Annotated in this window: 27 protein-coding genes, 1 tRNA gene and 1 pseudogene; 10 read left to right on the plus strand and 19 right to left on the minus strand. The window is 66.1% G+C overall.

Going from position 1 to position 25,899, the window contains the following annotated elements; translation table 11 throughout:
- The first annotated feature begins 16 nt into the window (after window positions 1-16).
- Entirely contained in the window at window positions 17-673 is a 657-nt protein-coding gene (locus APZ21_RS32400) for an RDD family protein (RefSeq protein WP_054816891.1), read from the plus strand.
- Window positions 674-749: 76 nt separating this feature from the next.
- Here the strand turns inward: APZ21_RS32400 and APZ21_RS32405 are convergent, their stop codons facing one another.
- Complete coding sequence (locus APZ21_RS32405) at window positions 750-1,256, minus strand: DUF4190 domain-containing protein (RefSeq protein WP_054816892.1); 507 nt, start codon at window positions 1,254-1,256, stop codon at window positions 750-752.
- Between the two features lie 84 nt (window positions 1,257-1,340).
- On the opposite strand from APZ21_RS32405, the gene APZ21_RS32410 reads away from it, so the two are divergent.
- Window positions 1,341-2,120: a queuosine precursor transporter gene (locus APZ21_RS32410; RefSeq protein WP_082393646.1), complete on the plus strand. Its 780-nt coding sequence runs from the start codon at window positions 1,341-1,343 to the stop codon at window positions 2,118-2,120.
- Window positions 2,121-2,178: 58 nt separating this feature from the next.
- Here APZ21_RS32410 and tgt read toward each other — a convergent pair whose 3' ends face one another.
- From tgt to APZ21_RS35920, 6 genes and pseudogenes are all read right to left on the minus strand, one after another.
- Window positions 2,179-3,414 (minus strand): tRNA guanosine(34) transglycosylase Tgt, encoded by a 1,236-nt coding sequence (gene tgt, locus APZ21_RS32415; protein ID WP_054816938.1) that lies wholly within the window; start codon window positions 3,412-3,414, stop codon window positions 2,179-2,181.
- A gap of 67 nt (window positions 3,415-3,481) precedes the next feature.
- Window positions 3,482-5,401: an ABC transporter ATP-binding protein gene (locus tag APZ21_RS32420; protein ID WP_054816893.1), complete on the minus strand. Its 1,920-nt coding sequence runs from the start codon at window positions 5,399-5,401 to the stop codon at window positions 3,482-3,484.
- Window positions 5,398-7,131, minus strand: a complete 1,734-nt coding sequence (locus tag APZ21_RS32425; RefSeq protein WP_054816894.1) for an ABC transporter ATP-binding protein — start codon at window positions 7,129-7,131, stop codon at window positions 5,398-5,400. Before APZ21_RS32425 ends, APZ21_RS32420 begins: the two co-directional genes overlap by 4 nt.
- A 67-nt stretch (window positions 7,132-7,198) precedes the next feature.
- A complete protein-coding gene (locus APZ21_RS32430) occupies window positions 7,199-7,684 on the minus strand; it encodes an RrF2 family transcriptional regulator (RefSeq protein ID WP_054816939.1) in 486 nt (161 codons plus the stop codon).
- Between the two features lie 97 nt (window positions 7,685-7,781).
- Window positions 7,782-8,156 carry a hypothetical protein gene (locus APZ21_RS35915; RefSeq protein WP_239476981.1) on the minus strand — a complete coding sequence of 125 codons (375 nt, stop codon included), beginning with the start codon at window positions 8,154-8,156 and terminating at the stop codon, window positions 7,782-7,784.
- Between the two features lie 33 nt (window positions 8,157-8,189).
- Window positions 8,190-8,375, minus strand: a pseudogene (locus tag APZ21_RS35920) (TetR/AcrR family transcriptional regulator); the annotation flags it as partial.
- Window positions 8,376-8,583: 208 nt separating this feature from the next.
- Between APZ21_RS35920 and APZ21_RS32440 the strand changes: the two are divergent.
- Window positions 8,584-10,881, plus strand: a complete 2,298-nt coding sequence (locus tag APZ21_RS32440; RefSeq protein WP_054816896.1) for an MMPL family transporter — start codon at window positions 8,584-8,586, stop codon at window positions 10,879-10,881.
- A 58-nt stretch (window positions 10,882-10,939) separates the two neighbouring features.
- Here APZ21_RS32440 and APZ21_RS32445 read toward each other — a convergent pair whose 3' ends face one another.
- Together APZ21_RS32445 and APZ21_RS32450 are read right to left on the minus strand one after the other, a co-directional pair.
- Window positions 10,940-11,140, minus strand: coding sequence for a hypothetical protein (locus APZ21_RS32445; RefSeq protein ID WP_054816897.1), 201 nt, complete (start codon window positions 11,138-11,140; stop codon window positions 10,940-10,942).
- Window positions 11,141-11,569: 429 nt separating this feature from the next.
- Entirely contained in the window at window positions 11,570-11,785 is a 216-nt protein-coding gene (locus APZ21_RS32450; RefSeq protein WP_054816898.1) for a hypothetical protein, read from the minus strand.
- A 133-nt stretch (window positions 11,786-11,918) separates the two neighbouring features.
- On the opposite strand from APZ21_RS32450, the gene APZ21_RS32455 reads away from it, so the two are divergent.
- The 3 genes from APZ21_RS32455 (at window position 11,919) to APZ21_RS32465 (ending at window position 13,292) form a co-directional block, all read left to right on the plus strand.
- On the plus strand, window positions 11,919-12,224 hold the full coding sequence (locus APZ21_RS32455) for a DUF6191 domain-containing protein (RefSeq protein ID WP_174553582.1): 306 nt from the start codon (window positions 11,919-11,921) through the stop codon (window positions 12,222-12,224).
- A gap of 397 nt (window positions 12,225-12,621) precedes the next feature.
- Complete coding sequence (locus APZ21_RS32460) at window positions 12,622-12,903, plus strand: type II toxin-antitoxin system VapB family antitoxin (protein ID WP_054816899.1); 282 nt, start codon at window positions 12,622-12,624, stop codon at window positions 12,901-12,903.
- Window positions 12,903-13,292 (plus strand): type II toxin-antitoxin system VapC family toxin, encoded by a 390-nt coding sequence (locus tag APZ21_RS32465; RefSeq protein ID WP_054816900.1) that lies wholly within the window; start codon window positions 12,903-12,905, stop codon window positions 13,290-13,292. The genes APZ21_RS32460 and APZ21_RS32465 overlap by 1 nt, the downstream gene beginning before the upstream one ends.
- Before the next feature lie 222 nt (window positions 13,293-13,514).
- On the opposite strand, the gene APZ21_RS32470 is transcribed toward APZ21_RS32465, so the two are convergent.
- Window positions 13,515-14,342, minus strand: a complete 828-nt coding sequence (locus APZ21_RS32470; protein ID WP_054816901.1) for a hypothetical protein — start codon at window positions 14,340-14,342, stop codon at window positions 13,515-13,517.
- A 149-nt stretch (window positions 14,343-14,491) separates the two neighbouring features.
- Here APZ21_RS32470 and APZ21_RS35925 point away from each other — a divergent pair, with 149 nt between their 5' ends.
- Window positions 14,492-14,995: a helix-turn-helix domain-containing protein gene (locus tag APZ21_RS35925; RefSeq protein WP_156371467.1), complete on the plus strand. Its 504-nt coding sequence runs from the start codon at window positions 14,492-14,494 to the stop codon at window positions 14,993-14,995.
- Window positions 14,905-15,654: a hypothetical protein gene (locus APZ21_RS35930; protein ID WP_162240400.1), complete on the plus strand. Its 750-nt coding sequence runs from the start codon at window positions 14,905-14,907 to the stop codon at window positions 15,652-15,654. Before APZ21_RS35925 ends, APZ21_RS35930 begins: the two co-directional genes overlap by 91 nt.
- Window positions 15,655-15,762: 108 nt before the next feature.
- Here the strand turns inward: APZ21_RS35930 and APZ21_RS32480 are convergent, their stop codons facing one another.
- Both APZ21_RS32480 and APZ21_RS32485 read right to left on the minus strand, forming a co-directional pair.
- Entirely contained in the window at window positions 15,763-16,398 is a 636-nt protein-coding gene (locus APZ21_RS32480) for a hypothetical protein (RefSeq protein ID WP_156371460.1), read from the minus strand.
- Window positions 16,399-16,492: 94 nt separating this feature from the next.
- Window positions 16,493-16,672: a hypothetical protein gene (locus APZ21_RS32485; RefSeq protein ID WP_054816903.1), complete on the minus strand. Its 180-nt coding sequence runs from the start codon at window positions 16,670-16,672 to the stop codon at window positions 16,493-16,495.
- Between the two features lie 19 nt (window positions 16,673-16,691).
- Here APZ21_RS32485 and APZ21_RS34645 point away from each other — a divergent pair, with 19 nt between their 5' ends.
- Complete coding sequence (locus APZ21_RS34645) at window positions 16,692-17,042, plus strand: hypothetical protein (protein ID WP_156371461.1); 351 nt, start codon at window positions 16,692-16,694, stop codon at window positions 17,040-17,042.
- 7 nt (window positions 17,043-17,049) lie between these two features.
- Here the strand turns inward: APZ21_RS34645 and APZ21_RS32490 are convergent.
- The 3 genes from APZ21_RS32490 to APZ21_RS32500 all read right to left on the minus strand — a co-directional run bounded on the left by APZ21_RS32490 (window position 17,050) and on the right by APZ21_RS32500 (window position 18,205).
- A tRNA-Ser gene (locus APZ21_RS32490) sits at window positions 17,050-17,140 on the minus strand.
- A 55-nt stretch (window positions 17,141-17,195) separates the two neighbouring features.
- Complete coding sequence (locus APZ21_RS32495; protein WP_476739091.1) at window positions 17,196-17,669, minus strand: nucleoside deaminase; 474 nt, start codon at window positions 17,667-17,669, stop codon at window positions 17,196-17,198.
- On the minus strand, window positions 17,666-18,205 hold the full coding sequence (locus tag APZ21_RS32500; protein WP_054816904.1) for a tRNA adenosine deaminase-associated protein: 540 nt from the start codon (window positions 18,203-18,205) through the stop codon (window positions 17,666-17,668). The genes APZ21_RS32495 and APZ21_RS32500 overlap by 4 nt, the downstream gene beginning before the upstream one ends.
- A gap of 58 nt (window positions 18,206-18,263) precedes the next feature.
- On the opposite strand from APZ21_RS32500, the gene APZ21_RS32505 reads away from it, so the two are divergent.
- Entirely contained in the window at window positions 18,264-19,214 is a 951-nt protein-coding gene (locus tag APZ21_RS32505; RefSeq protein ID WP_054816905.1) for a prephenate dehydrogenase, read from the plus strand.
- Between the two features lie 9 nt (window positions 19,215-19,223).
- Here the strand turns inward: APZ21_RS32505 and APZ21_RS32510 are convergent, their stop codons facing one another.
- The 4 genes from APZ21_RS32510 to fadD32 all read right to left on the minus strand — a co-directional run bounded on the left by APZ21_RS32510 (window position 19,224) and on the right by fadD32 (window position 25,803).
- A complete protein-coding gene (locus APZ21_RS32510; RefSeq protein WP_082393637.1) occupies window positions 19,224-19,820 on the minus strand; it encodes a putative glycolipid-binding domain-containing protein in 597 nt (198 codons plus the stop codon).
- Window positions 19,821-19,931: 111 nt separating this feature from the next.
- Complete coding sequence (locus APZ21_RS32515) at window positions 19,932-21,803, minus strand: ABC transporter ATP-binding protein (protein WP_239476978.1); 1,872 nt, start codon at window positions 21,801-21,803, stop codon at window positions 19,932-19,934.
- Complete coding sequence (locus tag APZ21_RS32520) at window positions 21,800-23,674, minus strand: ABC transporter ATP-binding protein (protein WP_054816907.1); 1,875 nt, start codon at window positions 23,672-23,674, stop codon at window positions 21,800-21,802. Before APZ21_RS32520 ends, APZ21_RS32515 begins: the two co-directional genes overlap by 4 nt.
- Before the next feature lie 206 nt (window positions 23,675-23,880).
- A complete protein-coding gene (gene fadD32, locus APZ21_RS32525) occupies window positions 23,881-25,803 on the minus strand; it encodes a long-chain-fatty-acid--AMP ligase FadD32 (RefSeq protein ID WP_054816908.1) in 1,923 nt (640 codons plus the stop codon).
- Window positions 25,804-25,899: the final 96 nt, after the last annotated feature.

The raw sequence follows: 25,899 nt of genomic DNA on the forward strand, positions 1-25,899 counted from the left end.
ACGAGGACGAAACACTATGACAAGCGGTGGCTACGACCCCAATCAGAATCCCCAGGGCGGGCAGCCGTACGGCCAGCCTCACCAGCAGTACCCGCAGGGCCAGCCCCAATACGGACAGCAGCCGCCGCAGTACGGGCAACAGCAGTACGGCGGACAGCAGCAGTACGGCCAGCAGCCGCAGTACGGGCAGCAGCCGTACGGCCAGCCCCAGGCGCAGTACGGCCAGCAGGGCTACGGCGATACGGGCGTCGGGCAGGGCGCGGACGTGGGCGTGCGCATCGGCGCGCGCGTCATCGACGGTCTGATCCTGATGATCCCCTACATGGTCCTGTACTTCGTGTTCAACGATTCCTTCGTGCTTCAGCTCGTCATCGGCGTGCTGTGGACCGCCGTGCAGCTCGGCTACTTCATCGGCATGGAGGTCACCCAGGGCGCCACCCTCGGTAAGAAGATCCTCGGCCTGAAGGTGCTGCCGCCCGCGGGAGCGGCCGCGCTGACCCCCGAGGTGTCGTTCAAGCGCAACGCCTTCCTGGCCGCCAACGCCATTCCGTGCGTCGGCGGGCTGATCACGCTCGGCCTGATCATCTACATCATCATCACCGTGTCGCAGGACCCGAACAAGCAGGGCTGGCACGACAAATTCGCGGGCGGCACCCAGGTCGTCAAGGTCTAGCAGGACCGCGCCCGGACGCACAGAAAGGGGCGCTCCCGAATCGGGAGCGCCCCTTTCGCCGTCGTTATGACCTCGCCTAGGTGCTGCCGCTGGCGACGATGACCGCGATGTAGATGATCCACGCGACGATGCCGCCCGCGCCCACCCATATGCCCGCCAAGGCCATACCGCGCCCGTCCTGGCCCGGACGCTCCTTGAGCTGGTTCAAGGAGATGACGCCGAGGATGATGCCGACGATCGACCCGATACTGCACGTGCACAACCCGATCAGCGAGGCGACCAGCGCACCGATCGCCATACCGTTGGTGCCCTGCGACGTCGGCTGCCCGTAGGGCTGATAACCCGGCGGCTGCGGATAACCGTAGTTCGGCTGCTGCGGATACGGCTGCTGCGGCGAGGACTGGTACGGCTGCTGATATTGCGGCTGCGACGGCGGCTGCGGATATTGCGGCTGCGAGTACTGCGGCGGCGGCTGCTGAGGGTACTGCGGAGCAGAGGGGTACCCCGACGGTTCGGACTCGGGCTTCACGCCTTCGCCGCCGTACTGTTTCCACCACTCGTCGGAATCGCCGGGATTCGTCATGGCTACAGAGTAATGGTCGCCGCCGCGCCCGCACCCCGAAGTCCCGTCCGCATACCCGGACCGGCCACGGGCGAACCTGGTTGGATGAGGTCCGTGAGTGATTCGATCAAGTCCGAAGAACACGAGGGGTCTGGACACCCCGCAGACCATGCGGCATTCGCCCAGGTCGCGCGGGGGTACTACCCGGCCATCGTCGCACTGTTCACCGCCACCCTGATCATCTCGAACATCTGCGCCACCAAGGGCGTGGAGTTCCTCGGCGACAAGTCGGTGACACTTGGGCCGTTGCAGATCTTGCCCATCGCGACCGACGGCGCGTTCTTCCTGTTTCCCCTGGCCTACATTCTCGGCGACGTCCTCAGCGAGGTATACGGATTCCGCGCGACCCGCCACGCGATCTACTACGGCTTCGCCGCGCTGCTGCTCGCGGTCGTCTGTTTCACCATCGCCGTACAGCTGCCCGCCGCGGGCTTCTACGAGAACCAGGAGGCGTTCCGCACCGTCATCGGAACCACGCCGCGCCTGGTCATCGCCGGTCTCGCGGGCTATTTCGTGGGACAGTTGCTCAATTCCGCCGCACTGGTGCTGATCAAGGAACGCACGAAGGAGAAGTACCTGTGGGCCAGGCTCATCGGATCGACCATCGTCGGTGAATTCGCCGACACCCTCATCTTCTGCTCGATCGCCGCGGGCGCCATCGGCATCGACACCTGGCAGCAGTTCGTCAACTACGTGATCATCGGATTCGTGTGGAAGACGCTGTGCGAGGTCTTCGTCATGCCGATCACCTACCGCGTGATCGCACTACTCAAGAAGTACGAACCGACCTACGCGCCGACGCCGACGGACCCGCTGCACGCCTGAGTTCCCCCGCCGACGGGCCGCTCGCACCCCGCGTCCAACGTGAGTGCGCCGCGGCCCGTCACCGTTTCTTCCACACCGCCAGCGTCTCTTCCTTGAACTCGTCGAAGTAGCCGCCCTGGATGCTGTCGCGAATGCGGTCGACCAGCCGGATCGTGAAACGCTCGTTGTGAATCGTGCAGAGCGTGGCCGCGAGCATCTCCTTGGCCTTGAACAGGTGATGGATATAGGCGCGGGTGTAGTTCGCGCAGGTATAGCAGTCGCAGGTGTCGTCGATCGGTGTGAAGTCGCGGCGGAATCGGCTGGTGTCGATGTTGAACCGGCCCTCGGCCACATAGATCGCGGCATTGCGCGCCACCCGTGAGGGGTTGACGCAGTCGAAGGTGTCCGCGCCGTTCTCCACGGCCACGAAGACATCCTCGGGTTCGCTGATGCCGAGCATATGGCGCGGTTTGTGTTCGGGCAGCTCGTCGCAGCACCAGCCGACGATGGCGCCGAGATTGCCCTTCTCCAGCGCGCCGCCGATGCCGTATCCGTCGAATTCCATACCGCGCATACCGCGGATCGCCTCGAGGTCGCGGCACGCCTTGCGCCGCAAGTCCTCGTATTGCGCGCCCTGGATCACCGCGAACAGCGCCTGATACGGCCGGTGCGTGCGCGCGGCGGTCAGCCGCTCGTGCTCATCGATGCACCGCTGGGCCCACTCGTGCGTGCGCTGGACCGACTTCTCCTGGTACTCACGGGTATTGAGCAGGGTGGTCAACTCGTCGAAGGCGAACATGATGTCCGCGCCGAGGCGATGCTGGATTCCCATCGACACCTCGGGGGTGAAACGGTGGCGCGATCCGTCGAGATGGGAGCGGAAGGTGACACCGTCGTCGTCCACGGTCGCCAGCCGTTCCTTGCCCTTGGCGATCACGTCGTCGCTGCGCACGCCCACCGCCTCCATCGCGATGACCTTCTTGAATCCGACGCCGAGCGACATGACCTGGAAGCCGCCGCTGTCGGTGAAGGTCGGACCGGGCCAGTTCATGAACCGCGCGAGTCCGCCCGCCTCGTCGACGATATCCGGCCCCGGCTGTAGGTAGAGGTGGTAAGCGTTGGCGAGCAGCGCCTGGGCCCCGATCTCCTTCATGGTCTCGGGCAGGACGGACTTCACCGTCGCTTTGGTGCCGACCGGGATGAACGCGGGCGTGGCGATGGACCCGTGCGGGGTGTCGATCACCCCGGATCGCCCGTGCCGGTCCGCGAGCCGGGTGCCGACGGTGAAGGAGAACGATTCGGGTGCTGCTGCCACGTCCACATCCTCCCAGGCGCGTCCGGGCGCTCTCCCCCAGGTCACGAGCGGGAGCGCCCGGTGCGGATCAGACGTCCGCCGCGGCGGCCGCGAACTGGGCGTTGTAGAGCCGGAAGTAGGCGCCGCGGTCCTCGAGCAGCCGCTCGTGGGTGCCGTGTTCGACGATGCGGCCCGCCTCCATTACCACGATGAGATCCGCGTCGCGAATGGTCGAGAGACGATGCGCGATCACGAAACTCGTACGGTCGCGGCGCAGTGCCGCGGTGGCGTGCTGCACCAGCAGTTCGGTGCGGGTGTCCACCGAACTCGTGGCCTCGTCCAGGATGAGGATGGACGGTTTGGCCAGGAAGGCGCGGGCGATGGTGATGAGCTGCTTCTCGCCCGCGCTGACACCGGAACCTTCCTCGTCGATGACGGTGTCGTAGCCGTCGGGCAGCGCGTGCACGAAGCGGTCGACATAGGCGGCGCGGGCGGCGGCCAGGATGTCCTCGTCGCGGGCGGTGGGATCACCGTAGGCGATGTTCTCCTTGATGGTGCCCTTGAACAGCCAGGTGTCCTGCAACACCATGCCGATCTTGGACCGCAGGTTCTCCCGCGTCATCTCGGTGATGTCGACATCGTCGATGGTGATCGTGCCCGCGTCCACGTCGTAGAAGCGCATGAGCAGATTCACCAGCGTGGTCTTGCCCGCACCCGTCGGCCCGACGATCGCCACCACATGTCCGGGCTCCGCGACCAGCGACAACCGCTCGATCACCGGCTTGTCGGGCTGGTAGCGGAACGACACCGCCTCGAATTCGACCCGGCCGCGCTCGACCGGGCGGACCTCGCCCATCACCGGGTCGGGAGTCTGCTCCTCGGCATCGAGAATCTCGAAGATCCGCTCGGCGGAAGCGACGCCGGACTGGAGCAGATTGGCCATCGCCCCGATCTGGGTGAGCGGCTGGCTGAACTGGCGCGAGTACTGGATGAAAGCCTGCACCTCGCCGAGCGATATCTGCCCGGTCGCCACCCGCAGACCGCCGACCAGGGCGACCAGCACGAAGTTCACATTCCCCAGGAACATGATCGCGGGCATGATCAGACCCGAGATGAACTGCGCCTTGAAGCTGGCGTCGTAGAGATCCTGGTTGCGCTTGTCGAACTCTTGGCCGACCTCGCGGTTGCGGCCGAAGGCGGTGACCACCTCGTGGCCGGTGTATGCCTCCTCGACCTGCGCGTTCACCATGCCGGTGTATTTCCACTGGTTCACGAAGTGCGGTTTGGACCGCTTGGCGATCTGCGCGGTCACCACCACGGCGGCGGGCACCGTGACCAGGGCGATCAGCGCGAGCAGCCACGAGATCCAGAACATCATGGCCAGGATGCCGAGCACGGAGAAGACCGAGACCAGCAATTGGCTCATCGTCTGCTGGAGGCTCTGCGAGACATTGTCGACATCGTTGGTGACCCGGCTGAGCACATCGCCGCGCGGTGCGGAGTCGAAGTAGCGCAGCGGCAGCCGGTGGATCTTGTCCTCGACATCGCTGCGCAGCCGCTTCACCGTGCGGTTGATGACGATGTTGAGCAGGAAACCCTGCAACCAGCCGAAGATCGCCGCGGCGATGTAGAGCGCAAGGACCAGCATGAGAGTCCGCCCCACCGCGTCGAAGTCGACGCCGACGCCGGGCTGGACGTTCATCGCGCCGAGCATGTCGGCGAAGGTGTTCTCGCCGCGGGCACGCAGCTGCTCGATGACCTGATCCTTGCTCATCCCCTGAAAGGCGCTGAGCTGCTTGCCGATCACGCCGTCGAAGACGATGTTGGTGGCCTTGCCGAGGATGTAGGGGCCGAGGGTGTTCAGCACCACCGCGACGATGACGAGCGCGATGATGGCGCCGACGTAGAGCTTCTCCGGTGCGAGCCTGCGCAGCAGGCGTTTCAGCGACGGGCCGAAGGATTTCGCCTTGGCGTCCGGCGCACCGGGCATCGGGCCACCGGGTCTCATGCGACTTCCTCCGCGCTCAGCTGGGATTCGACGATTTCGCGATATTCGGCGCAGTCGCGCAGCAGTTCGTCATGGCTGCCGATACCTGCCATCTCCCCGTCCTCCAGCACCACGATCTGATCCGCGTCGCGGATCGTGGAAATGCGTTGCGCCACGATGATGACCGAGACGTTCCTGGTCTCCGGGCGCAGCGCCGCGCGCAGCCGCGCGTCGGTGGCGACATCGAGCGCGGAGAACGAATCGTCGAATACGTAGACGCGCGGTTGCCGCACCAGCGCCCGCGCGATGGCCAGGCGTTGGCGCTGACCGCCGGACACCGTGGTGCCGCCCTGGGCGACCGGGGTGGCGAGACCCTCGGACATGTCGCGGACGAAATCGGCGGCCTGGGCGATCTCGAGCGCGTGCCACAGCTGTTCGTCGGTGGCGTCGGGATCGCCGTAGCGAAGATTGCTCGCGACGGTGCCGGAGAACAGGTACGCCTTCTGCGGCACCAAGCCGATCTGACTGCGCAGCACCTCGAGGTCGAGTTCGCGCACATCGGTGCCGCCGACGCGGATCGCGCCGCCCGTGACGTCCATCAGACGCGGCAGCAGATTCACCAGCGTGGTCTTGCCCGCGCCGGTGGAACCGACGATCGCGGTGGTGGTGCCCGGTTCGACGCGGAACCGGATGGACTTCAGCACCGGCTTCTCCGCGCCCGGGAAGCTGAATTCGACATCGTCGAACTCGACCGAAGCCGGATCGCTCTCGAACGGCCGCGGCAGGTCCGGGGCGACCACCGAGGAATCGGTGTCGAGCACGTCACCGATGCGGTCCGCCGAGACCGCCGCTCGCGGGGCCATCATCGCCAGGAACGAGGCCATCATGACGGCCATGAGGATCTGCATGATGTAGGACAGCATGGCGGTGAGCGAACCGATCCGCATCGAGCCGTCTTCGATGAGATGGCCGCCGAACCAGATCACGCCGACCGCGGTGACATTGCTGATCAGCATGACGGTCGGGAACATCAGCGCCATCAACCGGCCGACGCGCAGCGCGGTTTCGGTGAGCTCGGTGTTGGCGATGCCGAACCGCCAGGTCTCCTGGCGTTCCCGGACGAACGCGCGCACCACGCGGATGCCGGTGATCTGCTCGCGCAGCACCCGGTTCACCTCATCGATGCGAAACTGCATATCGCGGAAGCCGGGCACCATCTTGGCCACCACGACGCCCATCGAGAGTCCGAGGGCGGGCACCGCGATCAGCAGCAGCCAGGACAGTCCGAGATCCTCGCGCAGCGCCATGAATATGCCGCCGACACACATGATCGGGGCCATCACCAGGATGGTCGCCGACATGACGATCAGCAGCTGCACCTGCTGGATGTCATTGGTGTTGCGGGTGATCAGCGACGGCGCGCCGAACATGCCGACCTCGCGCGCGGAGAACGAGCCGACCCGGTGCACGAGCGCACCGCGCAGATCCCGGCCCGCGCCCATCGCCGCCTGCGCGCCCAGATACACCGAGCAGGCCGAGGCCACGATCTGCACCCCGCTCACGGCCAGCATCCACAGACCCGTGGTCCAGATGTAACCGATATCACCCTTGGTGACTCCGTCATCGATCAGATCGGCGTTCAGGGTCGGCAGGTACAGCATGGCGATCACCGAGATCAGCTGAAGCACAACGACCCCCGCCAGCTGCGTGCGGTAGGGGCTCAGATAGGTACGAAGCAGTGCGATCAACATGATGAACGCAGGCTACCGGCATCGGGTGACATCGTCTCGGGCTTTCTTGACCAGCGAAATTAGCTGGTCATGCGCGGGTTGACGGCTCTCGCCGGGCCCAAGCGCCCGGATCGTCGGTGAGGTTGTCGACGAAACCGGGCAATCGGCCCGAGGCGATCTCCTCGATCGTCACGTTCTCCAGAACCGCGCGGATGTTGACCCGCAGCGCGATCCACACCCGTTGCAGCGATTCGGCCGCGCCGCCGTAGCTGACATCCTCGGGCCGCAGCCCGCGCACCGAGGCCAGCGGACCCTCGATAGCGCGGATGACATCGGCCACCGATATCCGCGCGGCCGGACGTGCCAGCCAGTAGCCGCCGTCGGGTCCGCGCCTGCTGACCACCAGATCGGCGCGGCGCAGATCACCGAGCACGGTTTCGAGCACCTTGGGCGGTATGCGCTGCTCAGCGGCGATGACATCGGCCTTGAGGGCGGCGGTGCCGCTGCGTTCGGCCGCGCGGGCGATTTCGAGCAGGGTTCGCACCGCGTAGTCGACCTTCGCGGTGATGTGCACGCAGAACTCCTGAACCGGTCGAGGCATACCCGGCGCGGCGGCCGCCGGATTCGGCTCGAATCTACGCCGCCGCGAAGGGGCGTCGCGCGGGCAGTCGCTACCGTGTCCCGTCCGCGGTCAGTACGGAGGTGGCGGCGTCGAGCAGGACGGACTCCACCAGCGCGTCGCCTGCCGCGGGCGCGAATTCCTTGGAGATCAGCGCCACTCCGATGACCTCGAGCGCCGCGCAGGCGCGCAGTTCGGCCTCCGGCGTCGGTTCGGGCCCCGAGAGCCAGGTGCGCAGTATCCGATTGGAGTCCATGAGATCCGGGTAGCGGTCGGCCATGGCGTTGAGGATCGCGACGGTGTCGCGAATGCACAGCGCGCCCGCGTCGCGATGGCGGATGAGCCCGCGCAGATAGGTGCGCAGCACGGCGCGAATGCCCTCGGCGTCGTGGGGTACGGCGTCGATGTCCTCGGTGACGTCGCGCATGTGATCGATGATCGGATCGATGATCGCGAGTAGCAGATCGAGCTTCGAGGGGTAGTGATAGTACAGGGAAGCCTTTGTGATTCCTACCGCATCTGCGACTTCCCGCAGGCTCGTCTGCTCGAAGCCTTTGCTGCCGAAAAGTCTCACAGCGGCGTCCCGAATCGCGATTTTGGTCCCGCTAGCTGGGACAACAGTCTCCGGAACCACACGGGCGGCCATCCGATCATCCTCTCACCACTACTGCGCGGAGCCAATGGAAGCACCGATGCTGAGGTTGTGCCTCCGCTTAGCCGGTAGGTAGTCTACCTACCGCACGGTAGGCAGAAAGCGTCAATTGGAGGCGGGGCAGCAGGCAGGCAAGCCCCGCGTAAGTGCTGTCTACACGCCACGTTCCAGCACGACCCAGCCATTCGCTAGGAGATCCCTCGTGTCCGTATACCTGTACAGATGGGGAAGATTCGCCTTCCGCCGGAAATGGATAGTGCTGCCGGTATGGCTGGTGCTGTTCGTCCTGCTCGGCGGGCTCGGCGCCCAGCTGAGCAAGCCGATGACGAACGACTTCAGCATGCCTGCGCTACCGTCCGAACGCGCCAACGAGATACTCGACAAGCACTTCCCCGGAGCCTCCGCCGCCTTCAAATTCGACGCCGTGACCGGCACGTATGTCATCGCGGCCCCCGAGGGACAGAAGCTGACCGACCCGACGAACCGTGCGGCGCTCGAGGCGTTCATCGCAAGACTCGACCGACTCGACATCATCGATCACAGCAAGCCGCTGTCGAATCCGATCAATGCCGCCGAGAAGATGGGCTGCCTGAGCGATCCTGATCCCGCCAAGTGCAGTGGCGCCCCGCTCAACGTGCTCAACAAGAGCGAGCCCGCCACGGTCGCCTACATGAGCGTGCCGTTCGCCATCAAGAACTTCGAAGACGTCACCGACGAGAACCGCACGGCCGCCTACGATGTGGCCGCAGACGCGCGCAACTCCGGTCTCGCCGTCGAGTTGAGCGGCACGATCGCCAACAAGAACGAGGGCCCGAGCGGCCAGGCCGAGATGATCGGCATGGGCGTGGCGCTCGTGGTCATGATCCTGGCGTTCGGCGCGATCGTGGCAGCCTTCGTCCCGATCGTCACCGCCATCGTCGGCCTCGGCTCGGCCATGTCGCTGATCATGCTCGGCACCGGATTCATCTCCATGCCCAGCTTCACCACCTTCCTGGCCTCGATGATCGGCATCGCACTGTCCATCGACTACGCGCTGTTCATCGTCTCGCGCTACAAACACGAACGCGCCGTGCGGGTTTCGCCCGAGGAGGCCGCGGGCATCGCACTCGGCACAGCCGGCTCCGCGGTCGTGTTCGCCGGGCTCACCGTCATCATCGCCCTGGCCGGACTCAGCGTCGTCGGCGTGGAGTTCATGACCTTCATGGGCTTGGGCGGCGCGATCGCCGCGGCCTTCGCGGTGCTCACCGCCATCACCCTCATGCCCGCGCTGCTCGGCGCGTTCGGCCGGTTCCTGTTCACGCCGAAACTTCCGTTCATCGCCAAGCACGATCCCGAGAACGACAGCGAGATCACCAACGGCATGCGGTTCGGCAGGCTCATCGGCAAGGCGCCGTGGGTCACGCTGCTGCTGAGCGTCGTGGTGCTCGGCGCGCTGGCGGCCCCCGCCGCCGGTCTGAACCTCGGCCTGCCCGGCGAGGACAGCATGCCCAAGACCTCCACCGTTCGAAAGGCGTACGACCTGCGCACCGAGGGCTTCGGTGAGGGCAGCAACGGCAAGCTCAATATCGCGGTCGACCTCAGCGGCGTAGCCTCCGACAAGCGCGAGGAGGCGGTCGAGGCACTGCGAACCAAGCTGGCGTCGTACCCGCACATGGACTACGTCACCGCGCCGGAGTGGAGCGAGGACGGGCAGGGCGCGCTGCTCGACGGCGTGCCGAAGTCCGGGCCGAACAACCAGGACACCAAGGATCTCGTGCTGGACGCGCGCGACGCCGAAGACGAGCTCCGGTCCACCTACGGCATGGAATACGGCATCACCGGCACCACCGCCATCTACGCCGACATCGACCACGTGCTGCTCAGCAAGATCGCGCCCTACCTCGCGATCGTGGCGGGCGCGGCGTTCATCCTGCTGATCCTGGTCTTCCGCTCCATCCTGGTACCGCTCACCGCCGCGCTCGGCTTCCTGCTCTCGATGGCCGCCACCTTCGGCGCCACCGTGCTCATCTTCCAGGAAGGCGCGCTCGGCCTGATCGAGGATCCGAGACCGCTGGTCAGCTTCCTGCCGATCATGCTCATCGGTCTGGTGTTCGGCCTCGCGATGGATTACCAGGTCTTCCTCGTCACCCGCATGCGGGAGGAGTACGTGCACGGCAAGACGGCCAAGGACGCCATGATCTCCGGCTACCACCACGGCGCCCGCGTCGTCACCTCCGCCGCGATCATCATGATCTCGGTGTTCGCGTCCTTCCTGCTCGAGACCGACGCGATCGCCAAGCAGATGGGCTTCGCCCTCGCGGTCGGCGTGCTGCTGGACGCCTTCCTCGTCCGCATGGTGCTCATCCCGTCACTGCTGGCGATCATGGGCAAGTGGTCCTGGTGGATCCCCAAGTGGCTGGACCGCGTCATTCCCGATATCGATGTCGAGGGAGCCAAGATCGTCGATCTGCACGACAAGACCGCCGACGATGTCGTCAAGGAGCCGGTCCGCGTGAGCTGACCCCGCCCGCTGTCGCGCTCGGCCCCGCACCTGATCGAGGTGCGGGGCCGGCTACTCGCTACTCGCTCGGCTGCGGCAGGTCGCATTCCCCGATCTTGGGATTCACCCCCAGGTAGTTGAGCGGCCCCGCGGCGGCGGTCACGGCGATGGTGCCCAATCCCGCGCAGTCGATGGGGCCGGGGAAGAAGTAATGACGTTGTCCCGCGGCGAGGACGCCGACCGCGAGCCAGATCATCAACAGGCTGCTCGCGAGGCGCATACCGACCTCGTGAGCCGGTCTGTGCCGCACTACTCGAACCACACGCTCGCGCATTGACATCGCATCCTTCCGCACTCGCGCAGGAGGTCGAACGTGCCCGGTCGGGGCCCGGTCGACCCCTTTCCATCCGGCCCCACCGGAACTTCCGCCACAGACAGCAATTCTCGTACCGAATCTCGGTAATTCTGTGGTTTATTTCCGCTTGCTGGGGGCATCTGGTTGTTTCGTGTGAAATTTCGTGTGAAACACTGCCTCACACAGCACAGTGGACTGACAAGTCTCCATTCTCCCCCACCGACGCGAGGCGATCCGGAGCCATAGATATCCAAAGGCGATCCGATCGCAAACGACCCGCGATCTCGCCGCTGACCGCCGGATACGCAAAAGGGCCGGGTGGCGGCGCACCCGGCCCTCGCTCACTCGAATCCGCTACGGACTCGGCTGCGGGACATTACAATCAGCGATCTTCGGATTGACACCCATGTAATTCAGCGGACCCGCGATTGTCGTCACCGCGATGGTGCCGAAACCGGCGCAGTTCACCGGCCCGCTGTCGAAATAGCCACGTTGGGCCGCGGCGATGATGCCGATAACCAACCAGACGAGGACAATCAGTCCACCGACTCTCGAATAACTGTCGCGCATTGTTCTCCACGCGGCTCGTTCGGCGACGCCCTGAGCGTCACACCCATCCGCGCTCTCCTTACCGCGCGCATACCCACTTCCGCGCGGAACTCACTCGAAGGAACTCGCGACACGCGGACATCGTTGTCCCTACGTGACCGGACTGTTCGCATGGATGATCCCCGGCTGGGTGCTGCTGCTCCTCGCGGTCGCCGTCTTCGAAGCGCTCACCCGCAAGGGCCGCGGACGCCGCACCCCCGTCGCGAGCACCTGCACCGACGAACTGACCGCCGTGTTCTACCCGACCAAACGCATGGAACTCGACCACCGAGCCTCCACCTCAATGCTCGCCGACACCGAATCCCCTTCCACCGCACCCCCTTTTATCCTCGACCTGAGCGGCGGCAAGGCGGTTCTACGCGGCCACTCCGGTGCGCAGACGCACTACCTACCGACATGAAAGAGCAGACCACGAAGCAACTGTGGTATCTGCTGAGGCGGTAACCCTTGCGCGCCGCTAGACGGCGGAGGCCGCCGACAACCCGAAACCCATCCCCACCAGGGTGATACAGATCGGGGGCGATGCGGTGACGGAGGGATTTGACCTTGCCATAGCCGCGTGTAAACCGCACCTTCAGTGAAATTCATTGCGTTTCAGCATGTTTCGTGGATGCCGACAATGATTGACGTACGGCCAGGTGTTGACGTGGTCAACGCCTGTTTCAAGGCAATTATCTGGGCCCGGGCCGTCGCCGACCGACCTGGCTCGCCGGCTCCGACTGGTTCACAACGCTGCCGATCAGGTGGATGGTCTAACCGCCGGGGTGTACACGGTGTAAGCGAGGTACCATTACACCATGGCCTTGAACATCAAAGATCCCGTCACCGAACAGCTGGTCACCGAAGTAGCAACCCTCGTCGGCAAATCCAAGGTGCAGACCGTGCGCATCGCACTGGAGGAGTACCTGATGCGCCACGCTGCCCAGAGCAGCGCCAACACCGGACTCGGCAAGCGCGAACGCCTGGAACGGTTCCTCCGCGACGAGGTCTGGCCCGTCACTGCACCCAACGGACCCAACCCGCCGACCACAAAAGCTGACATCGAAGACATCCTGGGCTACGGACCGGACGGTGTCTGATGATCGTGGACACCTCCGCGCTGGTCGCTATCATCCTGGAAGAACCTGGTCACGAGAAGTTACTGGACATCTTGTCTCGTGACGAGTTCATCGGCGTCTCCTCTGCCACCCTCACCGAAACCGCCATCGTGCTCACTGTGAAGCTGGGGGTCGCTGGGCGCAGCTTCCTGGATGCGTTGATCCATCAGGCCGGGATCACGGTCATGCCGTATGAGCAGGACTATTGGACGATCGCCGCTAACGCATTCATCCGGTACGGGAAGGGTCGCCACCCGGCGAAGTTGAACTTCGGGGACTGCATCACCTATGCAGTTGCCGCCGGGTCGGGTCAGCCTTTGCTGTATATGGGTGACGATTTCGGCAAAACTGATCTGGCTACCGTGAGTTGATTCACCGGGCTGGAGAACGAAGACCATTACCGCAAGACAACCGTGCGACCAGCGATACTCGACGTGTTTCAGCATGTTTCGGGAATGCCGACAATGATCAAGGTACGGCCAGGCGTTGACGTGGTCAACGCCCCTGGCGAGGCAGTTCCGAGTACGGATCGGTCCGCACCGCGGCCGTACTCGACCTGCTGTCCTGCGGCTACCCGCCCGGCATGTTCGTGGTCACCCGGGCCGCCCGCCACGACATCCCGGTACGGCTGCTCGGCCGAATCCGACACGACCACAAGAAACTCCGATCCAGGACCAGAGCCGTGTCACCAACTTTCTTGGTGCGCCGCCGCGGACCGCGGCGGTGCGGACATGCTGCGCCGTTACAAGAAGGACTGGTACGACAACCCGCCCCTGCCGCGGATTGTGCCGGTGGACTCGCGAGTCGCGGCACGGGTCAACTCGGTCGAGCGGAAAGCCCGCAGGCGTCAGCTCTTTCGTGGACGGTAGGTCAGTCCCCCGGCAGGGACTGAAATGTGTGCCCGCTTCCGGCGTCGTTACGTCACCCGCTTGGAGCGGGACCCTCGATACCCAGCGCGTCACGTTCGCGGCGCGATGATCTTGGAACTGCGGTCCGGCCCCCGTTGCGCCCGCCGGACCGGCCGTCCCGATCACCGCGACGGGCAGGCCGATCACCGCGGCGAGGCCCAGCTGTACCCACGTCATCGCACACCCCCCCAGATGTGCCAGTGAAGGCCGCGTGTGCCCGCGCCCGTACCCGACATACCGGTAGATCAACCCATCACCCGCGTGCAGATCCGCCACACCGGTCACCGCGCGGTCGAGGTTGTGCACGTGCCGGATATCCACAACGCACACCGCGTGCGCGCTCATGAGGTGCACTGCCTCGATCATGCGGAACACCCAGCCCTGCTGGGCCGGGCGAAAGGTCATCACGTCTACCAGGGTGAGACCCTGCCTCGTCGCGATCCGACGTAGCTTGCGCCGGGCCTCGTCGAGATCCTCGATCGCATCCAGGTCGATCACACCCAACGCCTTCATGCTGCCCCTTCCCCTGCCGATGGTCGGCACCCGCCGCCGGGGAGTCGCGCTCAGCCCGACGGCGGGGCTGACAGGGAATATTGGCGTCGCGCAAGGGGGTTGAGGGCCAGTGCGGGGACAGCCACGCGGTATCGATCTACCCTCTGGATATGAGCGAGAACGTGGGGCATCGGATCGCATCCGAACGCAAGATCGCTGGACTCAGCCAGCGAGGACTCGCAGCACGGGCCGCCTACAGCCTGTCGATGGTCAAGGCGGTCGAGCAGGGGCGAGAACCTGCCTCACAGGGATTCATCTCCGCGGTGGCGCGCGTTCTGCGCATCGCCCCCGAGCAGTTGACCGGCGCACCGTATGACGACGGAAAACCGTTGTCGGACGCCGTGAACGAACTTTCCGTGCTGCTGACCGAAGGTCGGTATGCGCGCGCAAGCGAGCCGGGACCGCTGGCACAGCTCGAGGCGGACTTGTCGGCCGCACAGGACTTGTACGACGGGACCGCACCCGGCAGACGATCCAGGTGCTTCCCGGCATCATCCGGCGGTTGCACGGCGCGGTGCGGGATATGTCCGACGACGACCGTGCGCGCGCCTACACGATGTTGGCCGCGACGTACGTCCTCGCCGAATGGTCGGCGCGGCGCACCGGTCACCTGATGCTGACGTTGCCCGCGCTCGATCTTGCCGACGCCTACGCCCCGTTGGGCGACGATCCCCGATGGGGTGCGTTCTCGATTCTCGCGCGAGCGCGGGTGCTGACCCACTACGGGGAATCGGAGGTGGCCGGCCAACTCATCGACACGGCCATATCGTCGGGTGAGGACAGCACCGATGCCGGGCTCGTGCTGGGCGGGTACTCCCACCTTGCAGCCGCAGTGAACGAAGCTCGCAAGCTCAACTACAGCGGCGCTATCGACCACATCGACGCAGCGCGCGAGACCGGCGCGCGCACCGGCGAGACCGACATGTACATGACGGCATTCGGACCGCTCAACGTCGAAATTCATTCGCACGCAATCGAAATGGAGGCGGGCGACCCGAGTCGTGCCGCCGTCGAAGGTGCCGCGCTCACCTACCCGACCGGCGCACCGCCGACCAGGATCGGCCACCACTGGCAGGACAACGCACGCGCGTGGTTGATGTCGGGCAAGCCCGACAAAGCTCTCGCTGCGCTCAACAAGGCTCGCGCCGTCGCGCCACAGCAGACACGCCTGCACCCGTCGGTGCGGGAGACAGTGCACGGCATCGCCGCAGCGCAACGGCGCCAGAGTGAGAACCTGTTCGGATTCGCTAGTTGGCTCGGCACAACACTCTAGGGTGTTCAGCGTGGTCGAGTTGGCGTTCCATTGCGCGTTCGGCGACGGAACCGAGTACCTACCGCGACCGAAGTCGAGCTTGCAGGCCGGCCGACGGTTGCCGACCTGTCAGATGGTGCGGAACATCTTCACGTTGTCCGATCTTGTCCCGTACGCCGGAGAGATCACTTCGTAGTCCAGACTGCGCAGCGCCTCTGCGGCCACTTCCGGTGCGTCGCGCACTACGGTAGCCAACTGAAGTCGCCTCCATCGTTCGCGGGCATCGGCCAACTGCTTGCGCGCCGCGGCGACCGATTGTCCGCCGTGGGGCGTGATGCCAAACTCCTCGATCAGCATCTCCATAACGTCTTCGAGCGCCGGGCGGAACCGGGACCCACCGACAGGAAAGTGCAGGTCGGGTAGCCCGAACTTCACTTTTCCGTTTCGACGCTTCTTGGCCCGCTGCGTGCTTTCGCCGCATTCGGACATGGCACGTTCGAGTTCGGCATGCTCGCCGTGAAAGTGGATGTGCGCTGATGGCAGCCGGTCGGACGTGCGTTTGTCGAACTCGTACCGGAATAGCGGCTGTGTGCCGTCGCAAGTGAAGACGTGAATCTTGGACCGTTCAACGGCAAGAAACTTCTTCGGCCCGTCCCACACGCACTGGAAGCTCACTTCGAGGCGCAGTAGAGGACCGTCGGTGTCCCGCAACAGGATCCCTTCGGGAGGGTCTTGCTCGACGACCATCGCGCTCGTGGCAGGCACAGCGAGCGCAGTAAACGCCGGACAGTCCGGTCCAACTACGGACTGGACTGTCCGGGTGAGGTCACTCGCGAATCGGATTGCCTGCTGTTCGAGCTCACTCACCGTTGCCGCGAGCGAGGAATTCCAGATTCCGGATACGCGACAGAATGCCGCGATCCCGCGCGTCCAGCTCCCACCGGGCACCGCGTTCCTTGAACGTGTCGAGAGACAGCCCGCGATCCGTGATCAGCTTGATCAGCTTGGTCAGCTCTTCGCGGACTTCTTTGGTGGTCATCGTTCGAACGGTCGGTGGCATGGAAGCAGTTGTCATAGCGGTTCCTATCCTCTCCCCTGCAAGAGGAACTGGCTGTCAGATCATCGTAGGCGACTGGTCTGACATTCTCGTTCTGATCTGCTATTACGCTCGTGGTGGCGGTAGGCGTTACAGCAGACAGCGGGTCGAGTCCACCACGCAGCGCGCCCTGCCCGAACAGAGGGCGAAACGCGCAATCGACGCGGCAACAGCTCTGAGTATCGCGCTGTTCGGCATCGCCACGACCGCTGTCGGCATCGTGCCCGGCATGGTGAGCGATGGGTCGTTGGGAAAACGGGTGCAATCGCCCGCCGAGCGACATAAAAAGCGCCCTACCTGGCATTTCAGGTAGGGCGCTCTGGCGGTGGCGGAGGGATTTGAACCCTCGGAGGGGGGTTACCCCTCACACGCTTTCGAGGCGTGCTCCTTAGGCCGCTCGGACACGCCACCGCCGCCAACGATACCGGAAGGGAGCGGGATCGCTAAATCGCCTGGGCAGCGAGCATCAGCGGTGGGTGCGGAAGAAGTTGTCCAGTAGGGCGGCGCAGTCGGCTTCGAGTACGCCGCCGCGGACCTCGGGACGATGAGTGAGGCGGCGGTCACGCACCACGTCCCATAGGGAGCCGACGGCGCCGGTCTTGGGCTCCCAGGCGCCGAAGACGACGCGGCCGATCCGGGCCAGCACGAGTGCGCCCGCGCACATGGTGCACGGCTCGAGGGTGACCGCGAGGGTGGCGCCGGCCAGCCGCCAGCCTTCACCGTGCACCGCTGCGGCACGGCGCAGGGCGAGGATCTCGGCGTGTGCGGTCGGATCGCCCAGCGCCTCACGAGCGTTCGCAGCGCGCGCGAGTTCCCGTCCGGCCGAATCGAATACGACCGCGCCGACCGGGACGTCGCGGGGGTCGGCGGTGGCCGCGGCCTCGATCGCCGCGCGTACCATCGCGATATCGGCGTCGAGCGGATTCGGCGGCAGACTCACCGCGGCAGTTTGTCCAGGACCGCCGATAGTTCGTTGGCGAAACCGAGGCGCTGGGCGATCATGCCGAGCTGTTCGTCCGGGTAGAGATCGGTCTCGGCGAGGATGACGCTCAGCACCGGCTCGGGAAGTCCGAGATCGGCGAGCACACCGAGGTCGCCTTCCTCCCATGGCTCGATATCGTCGAGTTCGTCCGGGTCGATATCGGGGATCTCGATATTGAGCGCCTCGAGGACGTCGGCGGCGATGTCGTAATCGATCGCTGCCGTGGCGTCCGACACCAGCATCCTGGTCCCGCTCGGCGCGGGCCGCAACACGATGAAGAATTCGTCATCGATGTCGAGTAGTCCGAACACCGCGCCTGAGCTGCGCAATGCCTTGAGTTCGGTCTCCGCGGCGGACAGATCGGTGAGCGCGGCGGAGCTCAACGGACTGCACCGCCACTTGCCGTCTTCGCGGACAACCGCGACTGCGAACCCTTCTACGTCGTCGTAATCTTCCGACGTCGCCCTGTTCGTGCCCGAGCGCTGTGCTGCCATGGCCGCAACGGTAGTCTGCCTGACCCTAAATGTTGAAGTCGTATGCCAATCTGGTCCGATGACTCGTGACCAGAAAGCACCGGTTTGCGTCCTCGGGGCGGGTTTGATCGGCGGTTCCCTGCTGCGAGCCGCGACCGCCGCCGGATACCCGGCCTGGGGTTACAACCGTTCCGAAGCCGGTGCGCGGGCCGCGGCGGCCGATGGATTCGATGTCACCGGCGATCTGGGCGCCGCATTGACCCGTGCCGCCGAATCCGACGCGCTGATCGTGATCGCGGTGCCGATGCCCGCGGTGGACCATCTGCTCGGCGCGATCGAAGACCTCGCGCCCGCCTGCGCGCTCACCGACGTGGTCAGCGTCAAGGGCCCGGTCGCGCGGGCAGTGCGCGAGCACGGGCTCGCACGACGCTACGTCGGTGGTCATCCGATGGCGGGCACCTCCGAATCGGGCTGGTCCGCAACCGATCCCGAATTGTTCCGCGACGCCGTATGGGCGGTCGGGGTGGACGAGGGCGCGCACGCGCAGGTGTGGACGCGGGTCGCGCGGCTCGCGCTGGACTGTGGCTCGGTCGTGGTGCCGGTCGAAGCGGAGGATCACGACCGCGCCGTCGCGCGCATCTCACATCTGCCGCACGTCCTGGCCGAGGCGCTGGCCGTCGCGGGCGCGGCGGGTGGCCCGCTGGCCCTTGGACTCGCGGCCGGCTCCTTCCGCGACGGCACCCGGGTCGCGGGCACCGCGCCGGAGTTGGTGCGCGCGATCTGCGAACCGAACCGCGACGCGCTGCTGAGCGTCATCGATGACGCGCTGACCGTGCTCACCGCCGCCCGCGACAGCCTGAGCGCGGAGGGTTCGCTGGCCGAACTCACCGAGGCGGGCCACGACGGTCGCCTCGAGTACGACACCCTGCGGCGCTGGGAGATCACCGGTGTCCGGCCCGGCGACCACGACTGGACCGCCCGGCTACGCGAGGCCGGACGCGACGGCGGGGTGTTCACGAAACTCCCGTGACCGCGCGACTCAGATGCGTTCGGCCAGCCCGGGATAGTTGAGCAGGAAGCCGTCCGCGTCGACGGTGACCGTCGCGCTGGACACCGGCGACAGCACGCTGATGCCGTCCGCGCCGCTGCTGTAGACGAGGCCGGCCTCCTGCACGAGCAGATCCGGCAGTCGCACGTACACCACGGGCACGTGCACGTCCTCGACGGCGTGCTGCAATCCGAAACGCCGGATGGGCAGCGTGTTGAAGAACGGGCTCAACACCACGTCCACGTCGAGAGCGCCCGCGAAGGTCGACCGTACGTGGCTGCCGCCCGCGTCGACGAGCCAGTAGTCCTCCTCGTCACGGGCGATGGAGGCGTGCCGCTCCCCCGCCGCGGTGGTGGTGCGAAGGGAGAGCCGTTTGGTGACGCCGTTCTCGTCGGTGACCAGATCGTAGGAGGCGCTGAACGCGGGATGCTCGTCGCAGGCGCCACCGATCATGCGACCGGCGGCACGGATTCGATTGCCGTTCACGGTCACGCGCACGGACTCCATCCGGGTGCCATTGGGCGAACGCCACGTCAGGATCGCAGGCCACCGGGATGCGCTCTCGGAACCAGGGGCAGGATTGGTCACCTATCTACCGTAAGCGACAAACTCCCGGCGACCGCATCACATCACGTCCCACCCGCATCACATCGGTGACCTCGATCGGGCGTTCTGCGAGTCGAATCACATCCCCGCGCGTCACACCAGTGATTCCCGCCACGCCGCGTGCAGTCCGGCGAACCGGCCCGAGCCCGCTATCAGCTCCTCGGGAGCGCCGTCCTCCACGATCCGGCCGCGATCGAGCACGAGCACCCGGTCGGCGATCGACACCGTGGACAGCCGGTGCGCGATGATGACCGCCGTGCGCTCGCGCAGCACCGTCTCCAGCGCCCGCTGCACCTGCCGTTCGCCCGGAATATCCAGACTCGAAGTGGCCTCATCCAGGACGATGACCGCCGGATCCGCCAGGAACACCCGGGCGAACGCCACCAATTGCCGCTGTCCGGCCGACAGCCGCCCGCCGCGCTTGCGCACGTCGGTGGCGAATCCGTGCGGCAGGGCCGCGACGAAATCGTGGAGTCCGACCGCCCGCGCCGCCTCGTACACCTCTTCGTCGGTGGCATCCGGCCTGCCGAGGCGGATATTGTCGGCGACCGATCCCGAGAACAGGTACGCCTCCTGGGTGACCATGACGATATGGCGGCGCAGATCCGCGTCGGTGAGCCTGCGCAGATCGACGCCGTCGAGGGTCACCGTGCCGCCGGAGGGGTCGTAGAACCGGGTCAGCACCTTGGCCAGCGTCGACTTGCCCGCACCCGTGGACCCGACCAGCGCGATGACCTGACCGGCGGGGATATCGAGCGAGAATTCGGGCAGCACCGTGCGGGCCGCGTCCTCGCCGCGTGATTCGTAGCCGAACCAGACATTGTCCAACCGCAGCGCGCCCTCGGCCCTCGGCAGCGGAATCGGGTCGACGGGTTCGGCCACCGACGGCTCCTCCTCCAGCACGCCGGAGATCTTCTCCAGCGCCGCCGCCGCGGATTGGTAGGAGTTGAACACCTGCGCGAGTTCGTCCAGCGGACCGTAGAACTCGTTGAGGTAGAGCAGATAGGCGGCGAGCACGCCGAGTGCGAGATCGCCCTCGATGACCTGCCACGCGCCGACCACGATCACCACGGCCGTGGTGAGGTTGCCGAGCAGTCGGGTGAGGCCGGCGTAATCGCCCATACCGCGCATGGCCGCCGTGGTGGCCGAGCGATACTCGGCGTCCTCGATCGCCAGCACCGACTCGTTGCGCTGTTCCCGCCGGAACGCCTGCACCGCGCGCATACCGCCCATGGATTCGACGAACTGCACGACGACCTTGGCGATGGCGCCGCGGGTGCGCCGGTATCCGGCCCGCTGGCGGCGCTGGGCCCACCGGGTGACCAGGGCCAGTGGCACGAATCCGATGAGGACGATGGCGGCGAGGGTCTGATCGAGGTACACCAGCAGCACCGCAATGGTGAGCACGGACAGTATCGCGCTCAGCGCCTGATTGAGCGCGCCCTCGAGCAGTTCCTGAAGGCTTTCCATGTCATTGGTAAGCCTGGTCACGACCTTGCCCGAGGTGTATTTCTCGTGGAAGGACACGCTCAGCCGCTGTATGTGGGCGAAGGTGCGCACCCGCAGGTCGAACAGCACGCTCTGGCTCAACCGGCCCGATACCCGCAGGAACAGGTAGGTGGTGAGGGCGGAGAGTCCGATCGAGAAGAGGAAACCCGCCACCGTCCAGCTCATCGGCGCCCAATTCCCCGCGGCGCCCTCGGCGATTCCGGTGTCGAGTCCGTGCGCGATGAACAGCGGGGCGGACACCTTCGCGGCATTGTCGACCACGATCAGCGCGAAGGTCAGCAAAGCCCGGCCCCGGTAGGGCCGCAGCAGGCTCGTCAGCAGACGCCGCGAACGCCCGGCCAGCACCAGATTGCCGGTATGGGTGACCTCTTGTTCCTCACTGGCGATACCGCGCCAGTCGGCGCTCTCGGTATCCGCGGCGATTTCCACGTCCGCGGTGGTTTCGGTCGAACTCACGACGCCACCCCCTCCTTGTGATCGGCGTGCTGCCGAATCACGTTGCCGCCCATCAGTTCCCGGTATCGGGAATTGGTGCGCAGCAGATGTTCGTGAGTGCCATCGGCCGCGATGCGGCCATCCACGAGCAGCGCGACCCGGTCGGCCAGCGCGGCGGTCGACGGCCGGTGCGCGACAAGCAGCGTGGTCACCCCGGCCAGTACCTCGCGCAAACGCCGCTGCACCCGCTCCTCGGTTTCCACGTCCAAGGCCGACAACGGATCGTCGAGCACCATGATCCGGCCACGTGCAGGAGCGTCCGACCTGGTCAGCACGGCGCGGGCGAGAGCGAGCCGCTGGCGCTGGCCGCCGGACAGGCTCAGGCCCTGCTCACCGATCCTGGTGTCGAGTCCCCAGGGCAGTTCGTCCACGAAGTCGGTGGCCTGCGCGATGTCGAGGGCGCGGCGCACATCGGCGTCGGTGGCCGCGGGATCGCCAAGGGCGACGTTCTCGCGCACGCTGGCCGAGAAGAGCACCGGATCCTCGAAAGCCACCGTCACCACCTCGCGCAGATCGGCGATCCGCAGCGCGGCGATATCGATGCCGTCGATGGTGACGCGACCTCCGTCGACGTCGTAGAGTCGCGGAATCAGGTTGAGCAGCGCGGTCTTTCCGCTTCCGGTCGCGCCGACCAGCGCGACCGTCTCGCCGGGCCGCACGCGCAGCGACACATCGCGCAGCACCGGTCCGCTGTCCACGCCGTCGTCGCCGCGCGGAAAGGCGAAACGCACGCCGTCCAGCCGCAGTTCGCCGGATATCCGCGCTGGCAACGGCACCGGGCGTGCGGGCTCGCGAATGTCGATCGGTATGTCGATGATCTCCCAGTAGCGATCGGCCGCGGTGCGGGCGTCGTTCAGTTCGGCCAGCAGAAATCCGGTCCAGATGATCGGCCACTGCACGAAGGTCGCCAGGGTGATGGCCGCGACCAGCGTGCCGAGGGTCATCGTGCCGTGCACCACAGCGTAACCGCCGTAGCCGAGCGCGAAGGCGATCGCGATCTGCGGCAGGCCGACCATCGCCGACCACAGTGTGGCGTCGAGCCGGACCTTCTCCAATTCGGTCGCCTGCAATTCCCGCGACTGCGCGGTGAAGCGCGCGCCGAAGAACACGCCGCGCCCCAGCGCCTTCAGCACCCGCACGCCCTGCGCGGCCTCCTCGGCGGTGGTGGCCAGATCGCCCGCCTGGTCCTGACTGCGCCGCGCCGCGACGCTGTAGCGGCGGTCGAACCGGTTGCACAGGTAGCCGAGCGGAAAGGCGATCAGGACGAAGATGCACCCCACCTGCCAGCTCAAGACGAACAGGATGATCAGGCCGACCGGGATCACGACCAAGTGAATGCACAGAAACGGGCCCGCGAAGGCGACGAAGCGGCGCATTGTCCCGAGATCGTCGACCGCGCGCGAGAGCAGCTGACCCGATTCCCACGCGTCGTGGCGGCCGATGGCCAGCGATTGCAGCTTGCGATAGATCTTGGCCCGCATGGTGATCTCGAACCGCGCGGCGGGCTCGGAGACCAACCACCTTCTGCCCCATACTCCCAGCGCTTCGAGCAGGCCGAGCAGCACAACGACGACGACCGGCCCGACGATGCCGCCGATATCGCGGCGCGCGATCGGTCCGTCGATGATTCGCGCGATCAGCACCGGTATCGCGATCGCCGTCAGTGTGGCGAGCACCGCGAGTACCGTCGCCCCCGCCAGCACATGTCGATAGGGCCGCAGATACGGCAAGAATCGACGCAGCGAGTGCAGACGGCCCGGCGCGGGCGCGGCGAGCGGCTCGGGTAAGTCGGATTCCGCTTCGGTTGGCGGCAACTCCGTTGCTACAGACACGATTTCCCCCTGTGATGTCGTGTTGGGTATTACCCGAGACCGACCTCCGATGAGCATGTTCGCATCGGGGTCCGACATTCCAGGGTGGCAGGCGTGGCCGCTCATGCCAACCGATTTTCACGCTCCGATGGGGTTCCGATACCAGCCCCGTGCACGACGACATCGGGTCCGCCGTGCCTGCGGACCCGATGTCGGGGTGCGGTCGGTCAGCGCGCGGCGGCGCGCTCCGGTTCCGAGTCGATCGGCGCGTCGGGGAAGGACTGCCGCTGACGGCCGCCGCGCAGAGTGCCCTCGAGATAGGCGGCGCGGCAGGCGCGCCGGGCGATCTTGCCGCTGGAGGTGCGCGGTATCGATCCGGCGGGTACCAACAGCAGGTCGCGCACGGTGACCCCGTGGCGGCCCGCGATGGCGGCGCGCACGGTGTCGGCTATGGGCGCCGGATCAGCCCTGCCCGCACCGGTTCCGCGTTCGGCGACGATCACCAACTGTTCGGAGATGTCCTCGGCGTCGACCCGGGTACCGGACTCGCCGTCGAACCTCTCGGCGGGCAGTCGGTTCGCGGGCACCGAGAAGGCGGCGACGAAGCCGGGTCGCAGCGCCGAATTCGCTTCCTGCGCAGTCAGTTCCAGATCCTGCGGATAATGGTTGCGCCCGTTCACGATCACCAGGTCCTTCACCCGGCCGGTGATGTACAACTCGCCGTCGACGTACGCGCCGAGATCCCCGGTGCGCATCCACAGCGCGTCCGGCCCCGTGCCATCGGCGTGACTGCCCTCGGGCAGCCGCCGCGCCAAGACATTGCGGAAGGTCTCCTCGCTTTCCCGCGAGCGACCCCAATAGCCGATGCCCATATTCCGCCCGTGCAGCCATATCTCACCGACCGCGCCGTCGGGCTGTTCGGCGCCGTGTTCGACATCGACGATCACCGCCCACTGCGACAGCGCCACATATCCGCAGGACACCTGCGCGATGGCATTGTCGGCGCCCGGATCCACCTCGACCATCCGGCCCGCGTTCAATTCGCCGCGATCGACGTAGACGACCTTCGCCCTGTCGCAATTCCTTGTCGCCGAGACGAACAGCGTCGCCTCCGCCATGCCGTAACACGGTTTGATCGCCGTCTCGGGCAGCCCGTACGGCGCGAACGCCTCATTGAACTTCCGCATGGAGGTCACCGAAACCGGTTCGCTGCCGTTGACGAGACCGATCACATTCGACAGGTCCAGTTCCTCGCCGGGTTTCGGCAGCCCGCGGGCCGCGGCGTGTTCGAAGGCGAAATTCGGTGCGGCGGCGAAGGTTCCGGCACCGTCGGAGGCCGCGGCCAATTCCTTGATCCAGCGGTATGGCCTGCGCACGAACGCGCTCGGGGACATGATGGTGATGAACCCGCCGCCGATGGTCGGCAGGATCACGCACAGCAGGCCCATGTCGTGGAAAAGGGGCAGCCAGGTCACCCCGCGGGAATTCTCGGTGACGCCGATGGCGTCGATCATCTGCAATAGATTGGTGCCGACCGCACGGTGGGTGATCTCCACGCCCGCCGGGCTCCGCGTCGACCCCGAGGTGTATTGCAGATACGCGATATCGTCGATTGCTACATCCGGGCGAACCCAACTCTGCCCGACGCCGTCGGGTATCGCGTCCACCGCGATGATGCGCGGGCGGTGCGCCGCGGGCAGATGGCGAAAGAAGTTCCGCACGCCCGCCGCCGCGGTGGAGACGGTCAGGATCGCCGCGGGCGCGCAGTCGTCGAGCACGGTCCGCAGCCGGTCGGTGTGGCCCTGCTCCTCGGGATCGAACAGCGGCACGGCGATGGCGCCCGCGTAGACGGCGGCGAACAACGAGACGACGTAGTCCAGTCCCTGCGGCGCCAGAATCGCCACCCTGTCCCTGGCGCTCGAAACCTGTTGCAGCCGAGCCGCGACCGCGCGCAACCGAATCGTGAATTCCCGCCAGGTCAGGTCCTGGTATTCACCGTCGCGCTCGCGGGAGTAGTCGATGTAGCGGTACGCGAGTCCGTCACCGTTTTCCGCGCCGTGCTTGTCGACGAAGTCGATCAGGGTCTTGTCACCCGGAATACTGATATTGCCCTGCGCGTCCAGATAGTCGTCAAAGGTCTCGCCGATCATTAGCCATATCCTTTATCCAATGCCCACACACGGCAGGCAGTGACATCGAACACAGAACGACACGAGCGTCGGCAAGGTTAGCAGGTCCGCGCCGAC

The sequence above is a fragment of the Nocardia arizonensis genome (assembly GCF_001310275.1).
In the GTDB taxonomy this organism is placed as follows: Bacteria; Actinomycetota; Actinomycetes; order Mycobacteriales; family Mycobacteriaceae; genus Nocardia; species Nocardia arizonensis.